This is a genomic window from Cocleimonas flava, from assembly GCF_004339015.1.
GTDB lineage: Bacteria > Pseudomonadota > Gammaproteobacteria > Thiotrichales > Thiotrichaceae > Cocleimonas > Cocleimonas flava.
Map to the genome: position 1 here is coordinate 85,942 of NZ_SMFQ01000002.1, position 14,748 is coordinate 100,689.

Annotated in this window: 13 protein-coding genes; 8 read left to right on the plus strand and 5 right to left on the minus strand. The window is 41.7% G+C overall.

The window, feature by feature from the left end; translation table 11 throughout:
• Window positions 1–17: 17 nt before the first annotated feature.
• Entirely contained in the window at window positions 18–653 is a 636-nt protein-coding gene (gene rsmG, locus EV695_RS00400) for a 16S rRNA (guanine(527)-N(7))-methyltransferase RsmG (protein WP_131903956.1), read from the plus strand.
• 24 nt (window positions 654–677) lie between these two features.
• Window positions 678–1,727, plus strand: coding sequence for an MBL fold metallo-hydrolase (locus EV695_RS00405; protein WP_131903957.1), 1,050 nt, complete (start codon window positions 678–680; stop codon window positions 1,725–1,727).
• A 108-nt stretch (window positions 1,728–1,835) separates the two neighbouring features.
• Here EV695_RS00405 and EV695_RS00410 read toward each other — a convergent pair whose 3' ends face one another.
• From EV695_RS00410 to EV695_RS00420, 3 genes are all read right to left on the minus strand, one after another.
• A complete protein-coding gene (locus EV695_RS00410) occupies window positions 1,836–2,735 on the minus strand; it encodes a DMT family transporter (protein WP_131903958.1) in 900 nt (299 codons plus the stop codon).
• Between the two features lie 98 nt (window positions 2,736–2,833).
• Window positions 2,834–3,463 carry a MarC family protein gene (locus EV695_RS00415; RefSeq protein WP_131903959.1) on the minus strand — a complete coding sequence of 210 codons (630 nt, stop codon included), beginning with the start codon at window positions 3,461–3,463 and terminating at the stop codon, window positions 2,834–2,836.
• A 216-nt stretch (window positions 3,464–3,679) separates the two neighbouring features.
• Window positions 3,680–4,474 carry an inositol monophosphatase family protein gene (locus EV695_RS00420; protein WP_131903960.1) on the minus strand — a complete coding sequence of 265 codons (795 nt, stop codon included), beginning with the start codon at window positions 4,472–4,474 and terminating at the stop codon, window positions 3,680–3,682.
• 241 nt (window positions 4,475–4,715) lie between these two features.
• Here EV695_RS00420 and trmJ point away from each other — a divergent pair, with 241 nt between their 5' ends.
• Both trmJ and EV695_RS00430 read left to right on the plus strand, forming a co-directional pair.
• On the plus strand, window positions 4,716–5,474 hold the full coding sequence (trmJ, locus tag EV695_RS00425) for a tRNA (cytosine(32)/uridine(32)-2'-O)-methyltransferase TrmJ (RefSeq protein WP_131903961.1): 759 nt from the start codon (window positions 4,716–4,718) through the stop codon (window positions 5,472–5,474).
• A 210-nt stretch (window positions 5,475–5,684) separates the two neighbouring features.
• Window positions 5,685–6,263, plus strand: coding sequence for a hypothetical protein (locus tag EV695_RS00430; RefSeq protein WP_131903962.1), 579 nt, complete (start codon window positions 5,685–5,687; stop codon window positions 6,261–6,263).
• 40 nt (window positions 6,264–6,303) lie between these two features.
• Here EV695_RS00430 and glnD read toward each other — a convergent pair whose 3' ends face one another.
• Complete coding sequence (gene glnD, locus EV695_RS00435) at window positions 6,304–8,952, minus strand: [protein-PII] uridylyltransferase (protein WP_131903963.1); 2,649 nt, start codon at window positions 8,950–8,952, stop codon at window positions 6,304–6,306.
• 264 nt (window positions 8,953–9,216) lie between these two features.
• Between glnD and der the strand changes: the two genes are divergently transcribed.
• The 4 genes from der (at window position 9,217) to dapE (ending at window position 14,104) form a co-directional block, all read left to right on the plus strand.
• On the plus strand, window positions 9,217–10,662 hold the full coding sequence (der, locus tag EV695_RS00440) for a ribosome biogenesis GTPase Der (protein WP_131903964.1): 1,446 nt from the start codon (window positions 9,217–9,219) through the stop codon (window positions 10,660–10,662).
• Window positions 10,663–10,808: 146 nt separating this feature from the next.
• Window positions 10,809–12,407 (plus strand): hypothetical protein, encoded by a 1,599-nt coding sequence (locus tag EV695_RS00445; RefSeq protein ID WP_243651405.1) that lies wholly within the window; start codon window positions 10,809–10,811, stop codon window positions 12,405–12,407.
• A 218-nt stretch (window positions 12,408–12,625) separates the two neighbouring features.
• A complete protein-coding gene (locus EV695_RS00450) occupies window positions 12,626–12,967 on the plus strand; it encodes an ArsC family reductase (RefSeq protein WP_131903965.1) in 342 nt (113 codons plus the stop codon).
• Between the two features lie 9 nt (window positions 12,968–12,976).
• Window positions 12,977–14,104: a succinyl-diaminopimelate desuccinylase gene (gene dapE, locus EV695_RS00455; RefSeq protein ID WP_131903966.1), complete on the plus strand. Its 1,128-nt coding sequence runs from the start codon at window positions 12,977–12,979 to the stop codon at window positions 14,102–14,104.
• 62 nt (window positions 14,105–14,166) lie between these two features.
• On the opposite strand, the gene EV695_RS00460 is transcribed toward dapE, so the two are convergent.
• Window positions 14,167–14,730, minus strand: coding sequence for a chalcone isomerase family protein (locus EV695_RS00460; protein WP_131903967.1), 564 nt, complete (start codon window positions 14,728–14,730; stop codon window positions 14,167–14,169).
• Between the last annotated feature and the right edge of the window lie 18 nt (window positions 14,731–14,748).

Genomic DNA, 14,748 nt, shown 5'->3' on the forward strand with positions numbered 1-14,748 from the left:
AAGAGAATTTATAAAAAATGTCGCACGATCAACTCTGGGAACAAGGGCTAGAACAACTCGGTTGCCAGCCTGATGAGGCTCAATTAGCTCTGTTAAAACAATACGTTGAGTTACTCAATCGTTGGAATAAAACCTACAACCTCACAGCAGTGCGTGAGATTCAGGATATGATTCCATTGCATATTTTCGATAGCCTTGTGGTCGCTGATTTCATTAAAGGCGATAACTGTTTGGATGTCGGTAGTGGCGCAGGTTTGCCTACTATTCCGCTAGCGATTATGCAGCCGGATCGTGAATTTATGGCTGTCGATACCAACGGTAAAAAAACGCGATTTATTCAACAGGCGATTATTGAGCTGGGTTTGAAAAATGCCAAGGTTGCTCAAGCGCGTATTGAAAGTTTAGATTCTGAGATTAAATACGATGCGATTATTAGCCGTGCCTTTGCCTCGGTATATGACTTCCTCGAAGGCTCATCAGATCAGCTAGCCTCAGGTGGAACGCTGTATGCCATGAAGGGACAATACCCAACAGGTGAGTTACAGTACATCCCCAAAAAATATACTTTAACGCAATCGCATTCGATGGAGGTCCCTTTCGTCGATGGTGAACGCCATCTGCTTGAATTTACCATGAGTCAGACAACAGCATAAATTAAACTAGCCACAGGACAACGCATGAAACTAAAGCATTCACGTTCGGTTTTTTACCTATTTACCGCAATGGTGATTAGTAGTGTGGTCATTGGAAGTTATTGTAAAACCAAATTTATGCCTGTGAGCAATGCCAATGCGGCAACGTCTTCAGCTACTTCTACAACTACTTCTTCTACAACTGCAGATAACAAATCTAAATATGCCGATGTAGATGTTGCAATGGAGTTAGTCAAAGTTGGCGAACACAGCTATTACGTCCAAGGTAAAGCGGGGATCGCTACAGATAATGCAGGTTTTATCTCAAATGCAGGCGTAGTAATCACAGATGCTGGCGTGGTGCTATTCGATGCACTGGGTACACCCTCTTTAGCAAATAAGCTACTGCAGAAAATACGCGAAATAACGGATCAACCTATCGTTAAAGTGGTTGTCAGCCATTATCACGCGGATCATATTTATGGCTTGCAGGTATTCAAGGAACAAGGCGCAGAAATTATCGCGCCAGATGGCATTTATGAATATATTGATTCGGACGTTGCCAGCAGCCGTCTGGAAGAAAGACAGTTTTCACTGGACCCCTGGGTGAATGAAAACACCTACATTGTCAAACCCGATACGATTCTAGATGCTACGGAAAAGTTTACTGTCGGCAATATTGATTTCACCATCAATGTCATTGGCAAAGCTCACTCTGATGCTGATTTAACCCTATTCGTTGAAAACGACAAGGTGCTTTTTACTGGTGATATCCTGTTTGAAGGTCGTGTGCCCTTTATAGGAAACCATACAAAACACTGGCTAGAAACATTACAAAGTCTGGAAACCAATCAGGTAACAGCCTTGGTTCCCGGTCATGGCCCTGCGGCAAAAGACCCACAAAAAGCTATTACATTAACGCGAGAGTATTTAGCCTATATGCGTGAAAAAATGGCGATTGCCGTGGAAGAGATGATTGATTTTGATGAAGCCTACGAAGAAGTAGATTGGTCAAAGTACGCAAAACTACCAGCTTTTGAAGCCGCAAATCGTCGCAATGCATTTCAGGTTTATCTTTCATTAGAACTAGAGTGATATTGCCCTAAATAAACAGATTAAATAAACAGACTATTTGAATAGAAACCCACCTCCCCACTTACGGGCAGTTTTTTTAAAAAAGTGCCCGTAAGTGGGGAGGTGGGTTTATTTATTTTTATCGAACACTATCTGTTTTTGTTCTGCTTTAATCCGACTGATTCGTCTATCAGTCATCGCCAAAACACCTGCAAATACAATAATTATGATGCCAATGATGGTTTTATAATCCAGAACCTCATCCCAGATTATCCAACCAAATAAAGCGGCAAAAGCCACTGCGGTATAAGTATAAGGACCAAGTTGGCCAGCAGGCGCATGACTGTAAGCTTTGCTTAATGCTAATTGGCCTATAGTTGAGAAGATTGCAATACCCGCTAACGAAGCTAGTTGAATCCAGCTTAAACTCACCCAGTTTAGCAGCGCTGGAATTGCTGAGACCAAGGTCCCAATTAGTGCAAAGTAAAACACGATTCGACCCGGCGTTTCTGTGGCGGTCATTTTACGGATAATAACCTTAGCAAGTCCTGCCAGCATCGCCCCGACTAACGCCAATAAAACGACCAGATTGAATTCTCCCGCGCCCGGATTAATGATTAATACAACACCAAGAAATCCAACTATGATGGCGATAATCGTTTTCAAACCAATACTTTCTTTGATCCAGAAAAAGGCAAAAATCGGAATAAAAATCGGCGACGTCTGTTTCAATAAGGATGCTTGCGCCAGCGGCAAATGCCCCCAGGAGTAAAACAAACAAACCATTGCCGACAAACCAACCACACTTCTAGCGATGTGCAGACCGATATGCTTGGTATGAAGTCTTGAAATACCCTTCCTCATTAGCCATGGCACTAATATTAATAGGCCAACAAAATTTCGGATGAATACGATTTGCTCTATGGATACTTCAGCAGATATGGTTTTAATTATCATCCCTGTGGCTAGAATTGCCAGTTCTGCCAGGACGATTAAAAAAGCACCAAGGGCGATGTTATGGGATTGCATAGAGCGATTACTTCTCTTTGATTAAGGTGCCTGCTTCTTATTTATGCTTAGTTATATGTAGATAAAACTAATCAAAGTGAACAAATCAGGGTTTTCAGTTATGAGATCAAACCACTATTTTTGATGCCATCAAACATGAACTGAACGGCTAATGCGCAAAGAATAACGCCGAAAACACGAGTGATTACTTGCAAACCAGTAACACCAATAAAGCGATGTAACTGGCTCGCACCAATCAGTGAAATATAGGTAATTAGCATGATGCTTAGCAGACCTAAAACAACCATACTTTGCTGTGCAATATCACCCTGAACATTGGCCATCAATAAAATGACTGCACCCATTGCACCAGGGCCGGCTATAAGCGGAGTAGCGACGGGAAACACACTGATATCGTGACTGGTCTCGGCTTCTTCAACCTCATCTTCTGTTGCAGAAGTACCGCCAGAATGTCGGGCAAAGACCATATCAATGCCGATCAATAATAATAAGATACCACCAGCCACGCGTAATGCAGGCAGCGTAATACCCAGAGAACTCAATATAGCTTCGCCAAGAAAGGCAAACGCTAGAAGAATACAGGTGGCAATCAACACGCCTTTTAAAGCTATTTTACTTTTAGTGCGCGCACTTCTCTGGGACGTTAGCCCCGCAAATACAGCAGCCACGTCGATAGGTCCGACAGTGGCGAAGAATGTTGTTAGCGCTAGAATGTAAGTTTCGAACATAATAAATAGCTACTAAAGAATGGTTTATACAAACACCATATAAATTCTGAAAATAAAAACGCCCCCTAAGTAGGGGGGTGGGTTTTAATTCATCTATTGTAGTTGGATATTTAAATTTTGCCCGCGAATAATAGTATTTTTTAAGTTAAATATTATTTAAGTATTCTTTTTCGCCGAGCACTTTTTAGCTAAGCACGCTTTTAAGCTAAGAACAGCTTATTTAAGCACGCCATGTAGGCGTTTGATCATATCTTTGAATACTTTTGGGTTTGCCGCGACAATATCACCCGACTTCAAATGCGTTTCGCCACCTTGCATATCACCAACAAGACCACCTGCTTCTTGCACTAGTAACACGCCTGCAGCGATATCCCATTCTTGTAATCCGAATTCCCAGAAACCATCGTATCGACCAGCTGCAACATACGCCAGGTCTAGCGAAGCAGAACCTGCTCGTCTAACACCAGCTGTATTTAGCATCAACGCTTTCATTGTTAGCTGGTAAGTATCAATGATTTCAGCTTGATCTGGACGGTATGGAATTCCGGTTCCCAGTAATGCATTTTCTAACGACAAACGTTTAGAAACACGAATGCGACGATTATTCAAAAATGCGCCACCACCTCGTGATGCATGGAATAAATCATCTCTCATCGGGTCGTAAACAACACCCTGATCGATTTTTCCATTTTTCTTAAGCGCGATTGAAACCGCGTAATGTGGTACACCGTAAAGGAAATTTGTAGTTCCATCGAGAGGATCAATAATCCATTCGTATTCTTTAGAAGTGCCTTCTATTTTTCCGCTTTCTTCGCCGATAAAGCTATGATCCGGATACGCTTTTTTCAAAATACCGATAATAGTATCTTCGGCAGCGCGATCTATTTCAGAAACAAAATCATTTTTGTCTTTGTTTTCGATCTGTAACTGGTCGATCCTATCGGCACTGCGCGCAATGATGTCGCCAGCTTCGTGGGCGGCTTTAATAGCCATATTTAACATAGGATTCATAACAATTTCCGTAAATAGTAGTTCATCAGATCAAACAATTTTATAGTTATCTCGGTATTATCATAATAGATAATTACTGAGATTATTTCAGCCGCGAGAGTCTAACAGAAAACGATCCTAAATTCCCCAGTTGATCACCTTCTATTGCTAATTAAATTATCAAAATGCGATCTATTGCTATATTGTTCCTGACTTAGTCATACTACAGCATAAAGTATGCTGTTCTATTGAGGAATTTAAGATGAACAACAAGCCATTAGATAACATCAGAATTGTTATGATTCACACGTCTCATCCCGGAAATATTGGCGCTGCAGCACGTGCCATGAAAGTAATGGGGTTATCTGATCTCTTTTTGGTAAATCCCAAGTCTTTTCCTGATGAACAAGCTAATGCAATGTCTGCTAATGCCACTGATATTCTAGACAATGCCACCGTCGTATCAACCTTAGCCGAAGCGATAGCCGATTGCCAATTAGTGGTAGGGAGCAGTGCCAGACATGAGCGAACCTTGAGCTGGGATATTCAAGATTCTCGGGAATGTGGAGAAACCCTTGCGCAACACGCCGTCAAAGCTAAAGTCGCGTTGTTATTTGGTCGCGAGAGTTCTGGACTTACAAACGATGAACTCGCGGTTTGCCAGCATTTGGTACACATTCCTACTAACCCTGATTACAGTTCTTTAAATGTCGCATCTGCGGTTCAGTTACTGGCTTATGAATGCCGAGTCGCTGTATTAAAAGACAGCCCTACAGCCCCCCTTATCGCCAAAGAAAAATCAGAAAAAGAGCAGGAAGATGAATGGGTTACATCAGAAGAGCTTGATGGTTTTTATCAGCATTTAAAACAAGTCATGGAAGACGTTGAATTTTTAGACCCGGAAAACCCCAAACACTTGATGACCCGTTTAAGACGCCTCTATTCCCGATCTGGCATGACACGAAGCGAACTCAATATTCAACGTGGATTTCTCGCCGCTATTCAAAAGAAGAATCGCTAAAAACTTATTCAAAATAATAGCTTAAATAATCGCTTAAAATCGGTCTCATTCAGCTTAGGCTCAGCCGTTAGGCGTAAAATCATTGAAATAAGATAGATAATTGTCTATTTTTAAGTGAAAGAGCATCTTGGTTTAGATAATTTTTAATTAAAGACAAAACCCGTATTACGCTCTTAAAAATAAAAATAAAATGATTTGAGAGAATGAGCAATGAATAATCAAAAGCATACCGTTAACGAAGGCTTTCGTGAGCCAAAGGTATATAGCACAACAGGCTTTAAGGACACATTAGCATCACCACTCTTTTATTCCGTGGCGGCTGTGGCCCTGGTTTTGGGAATCGCATCTATATTTGGCTTTCTACAAAACCCATTAAAACTTAAAGCCGTTGCTAATGCTGTACATAACAAGGTTCATATAAGCAGCCCTGTTCGAAGCAGTCCCCGCAATAATTTATATTCTCTGGAACAGTCTTTTAAAAACAAAGACTACAGAACAGATAAGAATCAAATTCAAAATCAGCCGCAATCGGTTGAAGTTGAACAGCCACAACATATGGGTGGCTTAAATCGCGTTTCGTTTAATTACGATGTGACTGCAAATGACTTCTGGACAGATTTAGATACTTCTCGTCTTGAATCGGCTGTTGAAGAAAGTGCGAGACAGGATTTAGAAGCTTCTTTGCTTGGCGCTCCCCTAGGATCTGAATTCCATCAGCAACTAGAATTAGAAGCGATGCCACTCAATGATTCTATTTACAGCTTGAACACTACGCCAACGAGTATTTAACGGAGCCTTGATTCATAACCTTTGATTCATGACCCTTGGTTCAAGAATCTAGTTTCTGAATCAATGCCTCTTCCAACTCCGCCTGTTTTTCTTCTGAAGTAACAGGCTTTCCGCTGTTTGTGGTTACAAGGAAAATATCTTCGGCAATTTCACCTAATGTCGCAATTCGCGCATTATGAATATTAATCCCATACTGGGTAAATACCTCACCAATTCTGGTTAAAATGCCTGCACCATCAGCAGTATTGATCAATATTTCAGTTTGTTGATGCTGCGTATTCAAGCTAAATTCAACCGATGTTTTAGTGTCGAAATGCTTTAACTGTCTTGGCATTCTATGATGATCGAAATTATACGAAGGTTGCTCTTGAGATAAGTTTTTCTTAATCGTATCTAACAGCTGTTGCTTATCATCATAGCTACTCAATGGTTTGCCATCGTTATCTAACAAATAAAATGTAAACAAATCATAATCGTCATTAGTCGATGTGATGCTCGCCCCAACTGTATTGAGACATTGCTGTTCTATCGCAGATGTTATTTTTACAAACAATCCATACCGATCTCTGGTGTAAATTAACAATACCGAGCTTTTGGTAACACTGCTGTCGGCAATTTTTATGATTGCTTCTTCTGTATCTTCTGCCAAGGTATTCTGAGTAGTTAGCAGACTTTTATTTTCGGCAATTTCTTTGATATGCCAGAAAAGTCTCTCAGCAGAAAATTGCACAAAATAATCATCATCAAATCGCTTCCAGAATCGTTCGCTGACTGCCTGATCCATGCCATTTTCTGCAATCATGGCTAATACAGCCTGTTTCTTACTCTGTATTTCTCGCTCAATAATGTCTTCGTTGCTATCCGTTTTAGCCACTTCGTTCTGTAGATATTTTCGCGTATTTTTAAATAATTCAATCAGCAATGAATGCTTCCAACTGGTTAAAAGGGTTGGGTTCGTGCCCTTAATATCACTAATAGTTAAGATGTGTAAGTATTCTAGCCTTTCCAGAGTACCTACAACTTCCACAAAATCTTTTATCACTTCAGGGTCATTAATATCTTTGCGTTGCGCTATACTACTGATCAACAGATGATTTTCTACCAGCCAGCTAACCAGCTGAGAATCTTCTTCGCTAAGCGCGTGAGAGCGACAGAATTCAAGCGCATCGACAGCACCTAATTCGGAATGACTACCACCTCTACCCTTTGCAATATCATGGAATATACCCGCCAGAACAAGCAGCATTGGTTTCTCGATATGCTTGAAAAGCTCATGACAGAAAGGGAGTTCTTTAGCGCCCTTTTCGATACTCAAGACACGGATGTTACGCACCACATTTAAGGTGTGATCATCCACGGTATACGCATGGAAAAGGTCATATTGCATACGGCCAACAATATTACCGAAAGCAGGAATATACGCAGCGAGAACCCCGTAGCGATTCATTCGCCTTAAGACAAAATTCACTCTGTGATTAGCGGATACAATATTAATAAACATATGTTTATTATGTGGATTATCGCGAAAACCCTGATCTACCAGATGTAAATTACGGCGCAATTCTCGAATAGTTGCTGGCGTTAAGCCTTTAAGATTAGGCACTGTTTGCAATATGTGAAACACTTCCAGAATCGTATGCGGTTGCTTACTGAATAAGTCTTTTTGCGCCAAATCCAGATAGCCGCCCTGATTACAGTAAAAGTTATTGATGGATATTGGCTCAGCCTGATTCTCCAATAAAATACGTTGTCTGAGCAAACCCAGTAGAATTTCATTAAGCCGCTCTAACTGCGTGATAGTTTTGTAATAACTCTGCATGAACGCTTCGATTGACTCATTATGCTCATCATTGGTGTAACCAAAAGCATGCGCGAGATCTCGCTGATGATCGAATAGCAGTCTGTCTTCTTTGCGTCCCGTTATCTGGTGTAAGGCAAAACGTACTTTCCAGAGAAAATCTCGTGCTTCGATGAGCGATTCGTATTCTTTGGGGTTGAGCAAGTCATTATCTTTTGCATCACTCAGCGTTTTTAACGAGCCGATGCCGTATTCACGCAATGTAATCCAGCCGATCATTTGCAAATCACGCAAACCACCCGGGCCATCTTTCAAATTGGGTTCCACGCGGTAAGCAGTATCGCCATAACGCAGATAACGGTCTTCCTGTTCTTTTATTTTCGCTTTGAAAAAATCCTGACTGTTCCAGATTTTATCTACTGAGATGAGATTTTTAAGCTGATGATAAACGTCTTCATTCCCACACAGAAAACGTGACTCAATCAGATTCGTAATCACGGTTAAATCATCCGTCGCTTCTGTTACGCACTCATCCAGAGTACGTACGCTATGCCCTATTTCCAGACCTAAATCCCATAGCTGGGTAACAAAATCCGATAGCTTAGCTTCTTCTTCTGCGCTCGGCTCTGTTGCTAACAAAATCAATAGATCAACATCAGAAGCAGGATGCATTTCCTCTCTTCCATAACCACCCACGGCAACTAAGGCGGCTGAGAGTGAATCATTAGCATTATCACTATTTTGCTGGGACCACATCGATTGCAATAAACCATCAATAGTCTGGCTGCGTTGCTTGAGAATGTCCTGAATTTCAACTCCCTCTTCAAATTGCTGCTGCAATTGTTGATTATTGAGTTGTAAGGTTTTTTTAAGGGATGGAGTAGAAGTCATGGAGGGATTATGCACGATTTAGAGATAACTTAAATACACCCCCCTACTTTTAGGCCTTTTTTTGTAGCTATCATTCTCAATACCCAATTTTTACCCAATAAATAATGAATTAAATAGCAAATAATGACGAATAAACGCTGAATAAATACCTTATTACAGCGCAATTTGTTATCCTTGCGCGGCTATAACTATTGAGTTTTGATTACAGCATTGATGCTTTAAACTTAAGCACTACTCTGCTATAAATCTGTTACAAATATCGCTATGAAACCTGTATTCGCCCTTGTCGGCCGACCTAATGTCGGTAAATCCACTTTATTTAATCGCTTAACCAAATCGCGAGATGCATTGGTGGCTGATTTTCCTGGCTTAACCCGTGATCGCAAATACGGTCAAGGCGTTCTAGGTACTGATAACAACGAAATCGAACGTGACTATCTGGTTATCGATACCGGCGGGTTAAGCGGTGATGATGCGGGTATCGACGAGTACATGGCAAACCAGACATGGTTGGCAGTGGATGAAGCGAATACCGTTTTATTTATGGTGGATGGTAGAGAAGGACTTACCCCTGCAGATCATTTAGTCGCAGATCGATTACGTAAAGCGGGTAAAACAGTTTACCTGGTCGTCAATAAAACCGACGCTGTTGACCCGGAACAAGCCAAAGCAGAGTTCTATCAACTAGGTTTTAAAGACGTATTCGCCATAGCTGCAGCACATGGTCGCGGTGTTACGTCGATGATCGAAAAGCTGCTCGAAAAATTCCCGGTTGAAGAAGAAGAGACGATTCCTGAAGAGCACGCGGATAGCATTCGTATTGCCTTTGTTGGTCGCCCAAATGTAGGAAAATCAACACTTATCAATCGTATTATGGGTGAAGAACGCGTAGTCGCGTTTGATAAGCCTGGTACCACACGCGACAGTATTTACGTTCCTTATGAACGTGATGGTAAAAAATACACGCTAATCGATACTGCAGGTGTTCGTCGTCGTGGCAAAGTAAAAGAGGCGATTGAAACCTTTAGCATCATCAAAACGCTAGAAGCGATCAAACAAGCCCATGTCGTGATTATGCTGCTAGACGCGCATGAAACAATTACGGATCAAGATGCGCATTTACTGGGATTAATATTAGATGCTGGCCGATCTTTGGTTGTTGCGATTAATAAATGGGATGGTCTGGACGAATATGCGAAAGACCAAATCAAAGTTAAATTAGAAGTTAAACTACCTTTCCTCGACTTTGCTGATAAACACTTTATTTCTGCACTGCACGGCACAGGTGTCGGACATTTATACAAATCTGTCCACGAAGCCTATGATTCTGCCATGCTTGATGTACCTACTGCTCGCATGACGCGAATTCTACAAACTGCGACAGAAGCCCATCAACTTCCAATTGTTGCGACGCGTCGTATCAAACTTCGTTATGCACACCAAGGTGGCAGCAACCCGTTCACCGTTATTATTCATGGCAATCAGACCAATCGAGTTCCCGGTTCATACAAACGTTATTTGATGAATTATTTCCGCGAGACACTGAAGCTTAAAGGTACTCAGGTAAAAATAGAATTCAAAACGGGCGAGAACCCCTTCGAAGGAAAAGACGATAAGCGCGCCAAGCTGTCCCCTTCTCAGATGTTCCGTAAAAGAAAGAAAAGCCCACATGCTGCAAAAATAAATAAAACCAGTAAAAAGAAAAAATAAAACGATCAATAACCCGCCTATCAATTAATCCTGATACGGCGGGTTTTTATTTTGGCGAGAAATAGAACCTTTTTATTAAAAACAAAACTAAACACTATACTGTTAAAAATACTGATAAAAAATACACCAACAAAAAAGGGGAAAGCGTGAATATCAAAGGATTGATTAACACACTGCTAGCGACATTATCTATTTTGCTGTGCACCACAACGCTTGCCAAATTGCCCGTCGGCATGAATACCAATGAAATTCAGCACGTTGATTCAAGCGCTCCGTTTGTCAATGTGTTCAAAATGGCGATGCCATTTAAAGACGCCAAAAAACTCACCCATGGTCATATTCAATACGATCGTGATGGATGGCCAGTTGACTTAAAAGGCGGAAAGGCAGGCAGCTACATGATTCACTGGCTTCCAGCAGGCACTCTTCCCGAAGGTAATTATACGGTTCTTTATGATGGTGAAGGCCAACTGGCATACGAAGGCGATGCTAAAATTGTTCACTCTTCGCTCGGCAAAGACATTGTTGAATTTCGTTCTGGGCATGACAAATTCATGCAGGTCGCGCTTTTAATAAAACGCTCCGAACCTAATAACTATGTACGCAATATTCGAGTAATCATGCCAGGCGGCATTTGCGCAAACGATCCATTCACAAGGGTTAACAGCGCAAACCAATGCCGTGGAAATTTCCTATCGTTTGAAAAGCATCACAAAAAAATTATCTTCAACCCTGATTACTTGAGATTCATGAAAGACTTTAAAGTGATCAGAATGATGAATATGTCCGGTATCACTCGTAACCCGATCAAACACTGGAAGCAAATGCCCCACATGAGCAAAGCAACATGGGCAGGTTACGAAGGCACACGTGGCGCGCCATTATCGGTGATGGTTAAGCTGGCGAATGTGCTCAACCGAGACCCCTGGTTCAATATCCCCCACGCTGCCGATGACAAGCTCGTCAGGAAGTATGCGTCTTATGTAAAGAAACACCTGCGACCTAACCTGAAAGCATATATTGAATACACCAACGAAGCCTGGAACCCCGGATTTTTACAAATGCATTATGCGAAAGATATGGGGACTAAACTTCGACTCGATCCTGATCCTAATGTCGCCGGACAAAAATTCTATTCACAACGCTCTGTAGAAATCTTCAAAATATTCCAGCAGGTGTTTGGTAATTCGAGCAGTAATCGTATTGTCAGAGTCATGGGAGCGTGGTCGGCAAATCGTTATATGACACCTGTGGTGATGGAACATAAAGGCGCTTATAAACATGTCGATTTGATGGCGATCGCGCCCTATTTCTTTGTACACCAAAAAGCGCTTTCAGGCGTGAATAGCGTACCGAGTGTTTTTGCCCTGCTAAAAGACGATCAGAAAAATCCTTATTCAATGAATAACGTCTACAAGATGATTCAAGTACAAATGGATTTAGCGAAAAAATATGGCGTCAAACTCGCTGCTTATGAAGGGGGACAGCACCTTACCGCTCCTGGGACTAAATCCACACGAGATCATCCCAACCCATTCCTTATTGGAGCAAACCGCGCGCACCCAATGGAAAAATTCTATATTGAATTTTTACAAAACTGGGACAGAATTACCGAAGGTGGATTATTCGTTGCGTTTTCCGCACCACGGACCTGTCAGTTTTATGGTTGCTGGGGAGTAAAAGAGCACCTTAATCAACCACCTGAAAAAGCACCTAAATATAGAGGTTTACAACGATTTTTCTAAACCTTGTAAAAAAAGGCCTATAAGTAGGGGGGTGTACTTTTTTTAATTCACCCCTCTAGTTACCATGAGCTTGCCATTTCGTTTTTTTGAAATGGACAACTCATGTATGCCAGAGCTTAAAACTAGCTCGCCGATAGGCGATACTAGATTTTAGCGTGTATTTAGGCACTTATTCCGTTTATAGTACGCCTTTTGACTGAATACGAAGCACATCAACAATGATCATTATGTACGGCATCAAAAATTGCGACACAATCAAAAAAGCGCGCAATTATCTGGAAAAAAATAACATCCCTTATGAGTTTATAGATTTTCGCGAAGATGGTTTAAACCCAGTGCAATTACGCGCATGGATGAAAGAACTAGGCTGGGAAAAAATCATCAATAAGCGCAGCACAACCTGGCGCAACCTCCCAGACGAAACCAAAGAAAACATGAATGAAACTCTGGCTTTAGTCGTTGCAGAAGATCAACCAACGATTATTAAGCGCCCTGTTTTAGAACTTCCTGATCAGGTGATGGTTGGTTTTTCTGAAAAAACCTATGCCACTTTGCTGTAAAATATTCACATGTCTAATACCTTAAATCTCACAAAAGAACTGATCTCCCGCAAGTCTGTAACACCGAAAGATGAAGGATGCCAGGATTTACTCATCGAGCAACTTGAGCCTATTGGCTTTGTTGCCGAGAAACTCAACTTTGGCGAAGTCGAAAATATCTGGCTACGCAAAGGTACAGAAGCACCTGTTTTTTGCTTTGCAGGTCATACTGACGTTGTACCTACCGGCCCCTTAGAAAGCTGGGATAGTGATCCTTTTTCTGCTGAGATACGTGATGGGAAGTTGTTCGGGCGTGGCACCGCAGATATGAAAGGTAGCATCGCTGCATTCACTGTCGCCTGCCAACGCTTTGTCGCAGACTACCCCAACCATAAAGGCTCAATCGCCTATTTGATTACCAGTGATGAAGAAGGACCTGCCACAGACGGTACGGTCAAAGTCATAAAAACACTGGAAGAACGCAACGAAAAAATTGACTGGTGTTTAGTCGGCGAACCGTCATCTACTAACGAAGTGGGTGATGTCATCAAAAATGGTCGCCGCGGATCTCTCGGCTGCTGGTTACAAATTAACGGCAAACAGGGGCATGTGGCGTATCCGCATTTAGCTGAAAACCCCATCCACCTAACTGCGCCAATGCTAGAAGAACTAACGGCAATGGAGTGGGACAAGGGTAATGATTTTTTCCCGCCTACAACCTTTCAGGTATCGAATTTAAATTCGGGTACTGGCGTGACAAATGTTATTCCTGGAACTTTGAAAATGATTTTCAATTTCCGCTTTTCTACGGAAATTACACCTGAAGAATTACAACAACGCGTTGAAGCCCTTCTCGATAAGCATAAGCTCAATTATGAAATCAAATGGGTTTTATCCGGCATGCCATTTTTAACAGCCGAAGGTAATTTGGTTGATGCCGCAGTCTCTGCGATTAAAGAAGTACGTGGAATTGATACCGAACTTTCAACCAGCGGCGGAACATCGGATGGACGTTTTATTGCACCTACAGGTGCTCAGGTGCTGGAGCTTGGGCCAACCAATGCAACCATTCACCAAATCAATGAATGTGTCGGAGAAGATGAATTAGAGCAGTTAGAGAATATCTATTACGCGATGCTGAAGAAATTACTCGCTTAGAAATATAGTTTAAAGCAGGAGGTGAGCCTTGAGTAGCCACCTCCCTACTTTGAAGGCGTTTTTTAGAAATCTTTACCCAGCATTTCTTCTTTAAGACTAGTTTGCGCTGGCTTACCAGACAACCAGATTCCAAATAAAGCCTGTTTAATCGGTAATCCACGAACAACAGTAGTTTGTTTATTATTCTTTAACACCTGTGTTCCACCGCCTGGCGTATAAACCAAGTCGAAAACATCACCTTTATTCACTTTTTCTGTAAAAGCAGCCTTCAACAGCTGATCTATTTGTGGCTGAATCGGTGCAGTATTACCACCAGTAGAATTATTAAAGCCGGTAATAAGCGCGCTTTTCATTTTATCTGCACTCGCAAAACCAGAAAGCACTTTCATACGGATAGCCATCGGCGCGTTTGCCGCAACGATTTGTTTAGCATCGCCACTTTTTTTCTGTAGATAAAGTCCTGCACGGTAAACAGAAATTACAAATTTGGTTCGGGTTCCAACGCCATTCAAAACGAGTTGTTGTCCGCCCGCTGACAACGTCTTTGGCATATCAGCTGCAGAAGTAACTGAATAAGGTAGTATCAATAAGATAAAAGAAAGGAATGAAAGTGACAATAGTCGCATGTAGGTCTCCAGTGTAAT

What these genes read in the sequence shown, in the direction of transcription:
- rsmG (WP_131903956.1), top strand. Translation starts at nt 18, where the DNA reads ATGTCGCACGATCAACTCTGGGAACAAGGGCTAGAACAACTCGGTTGC.
- EV695_RS00405 (WP_131903957.1), top strand. Translation starts at nt 678, where the DNA reads ATGAAACTAAAGCATTCACGTTCGGTTTTTTACCTATTTACCGCAATG.
- EV695_RS00410 (WP_131903958.1), bottom strand. Translation starts at nt 2,735, where the DNA reads ATGCAATCCCATAACATCGCCCTTGGTGCTTTTTTAATCGTCCTGGCA.
- EV695_RS00415 (WP_131903959.1), bottom strand. Translation starts at nt 3,463, where the DNA reads ATGTTCGAAACTTACATTCTAGCGCTAACAACATTCTTCGCCACTGTC.
- EV695_RS00420 (WP_131903960.1), bottom strand. Translation starts at nt 4,474, where the DNA reads ATGAATCCTATGTTAAATATGGCTATTAAAGCCGCCCACGAAGCTGGC.
- trmJ (WP_131903961.1), top strand. Translation starts at nt 4,716, where the DNA reads ATGAACAACAAGCCATTAGATAACATCAGAATTGTTATGATTCACACG.
- EV695_RS00430 (WP_131903962.1), top strand. Translation starts at nt 5,685, where the DNA reads ATGAATAATCAAAAGCATACCGTTAACGAAGGCTTTCGTGAGCCAAAG.
- glnD (WP_131903963.1), bottom strand. Translation starts at nt 8,952, where the DNA reads ATGACTTCTACTCCATCCCTTAAAAAAACCTTACAACTCAATAATCAA.
- der (WP_131903964.1), top strand. Translation starts at nt 9,217, where the DNA reads ATGAAACCTGTATTCGCCCTTGTCGGCCGACCTAATGTCGGTAAATCC.
- EV695_RS00450 (WP_131903965.1), top strand. Translation starts at nt 12,626, where the DNA reads ATGATCATTATGTACGGCATCAAAAATTGCGACACAATCAAAAAAGCG.
- dapE (WP_131903966.1), top strand. Translation starts at nt 12,977, where the DNA reads ATGTCTAATACCTTAAATCTCACAAAAGAACTGATCTCCCGCAAGTCT.
- EV695_RS00460 (WP_131903967.1), bottom strand. Translation starts at nt 14,730, where the DNA reads ATGCGACTATTGTCACTTTCATTCCTTTCTTTTATCTTATTGATACTA.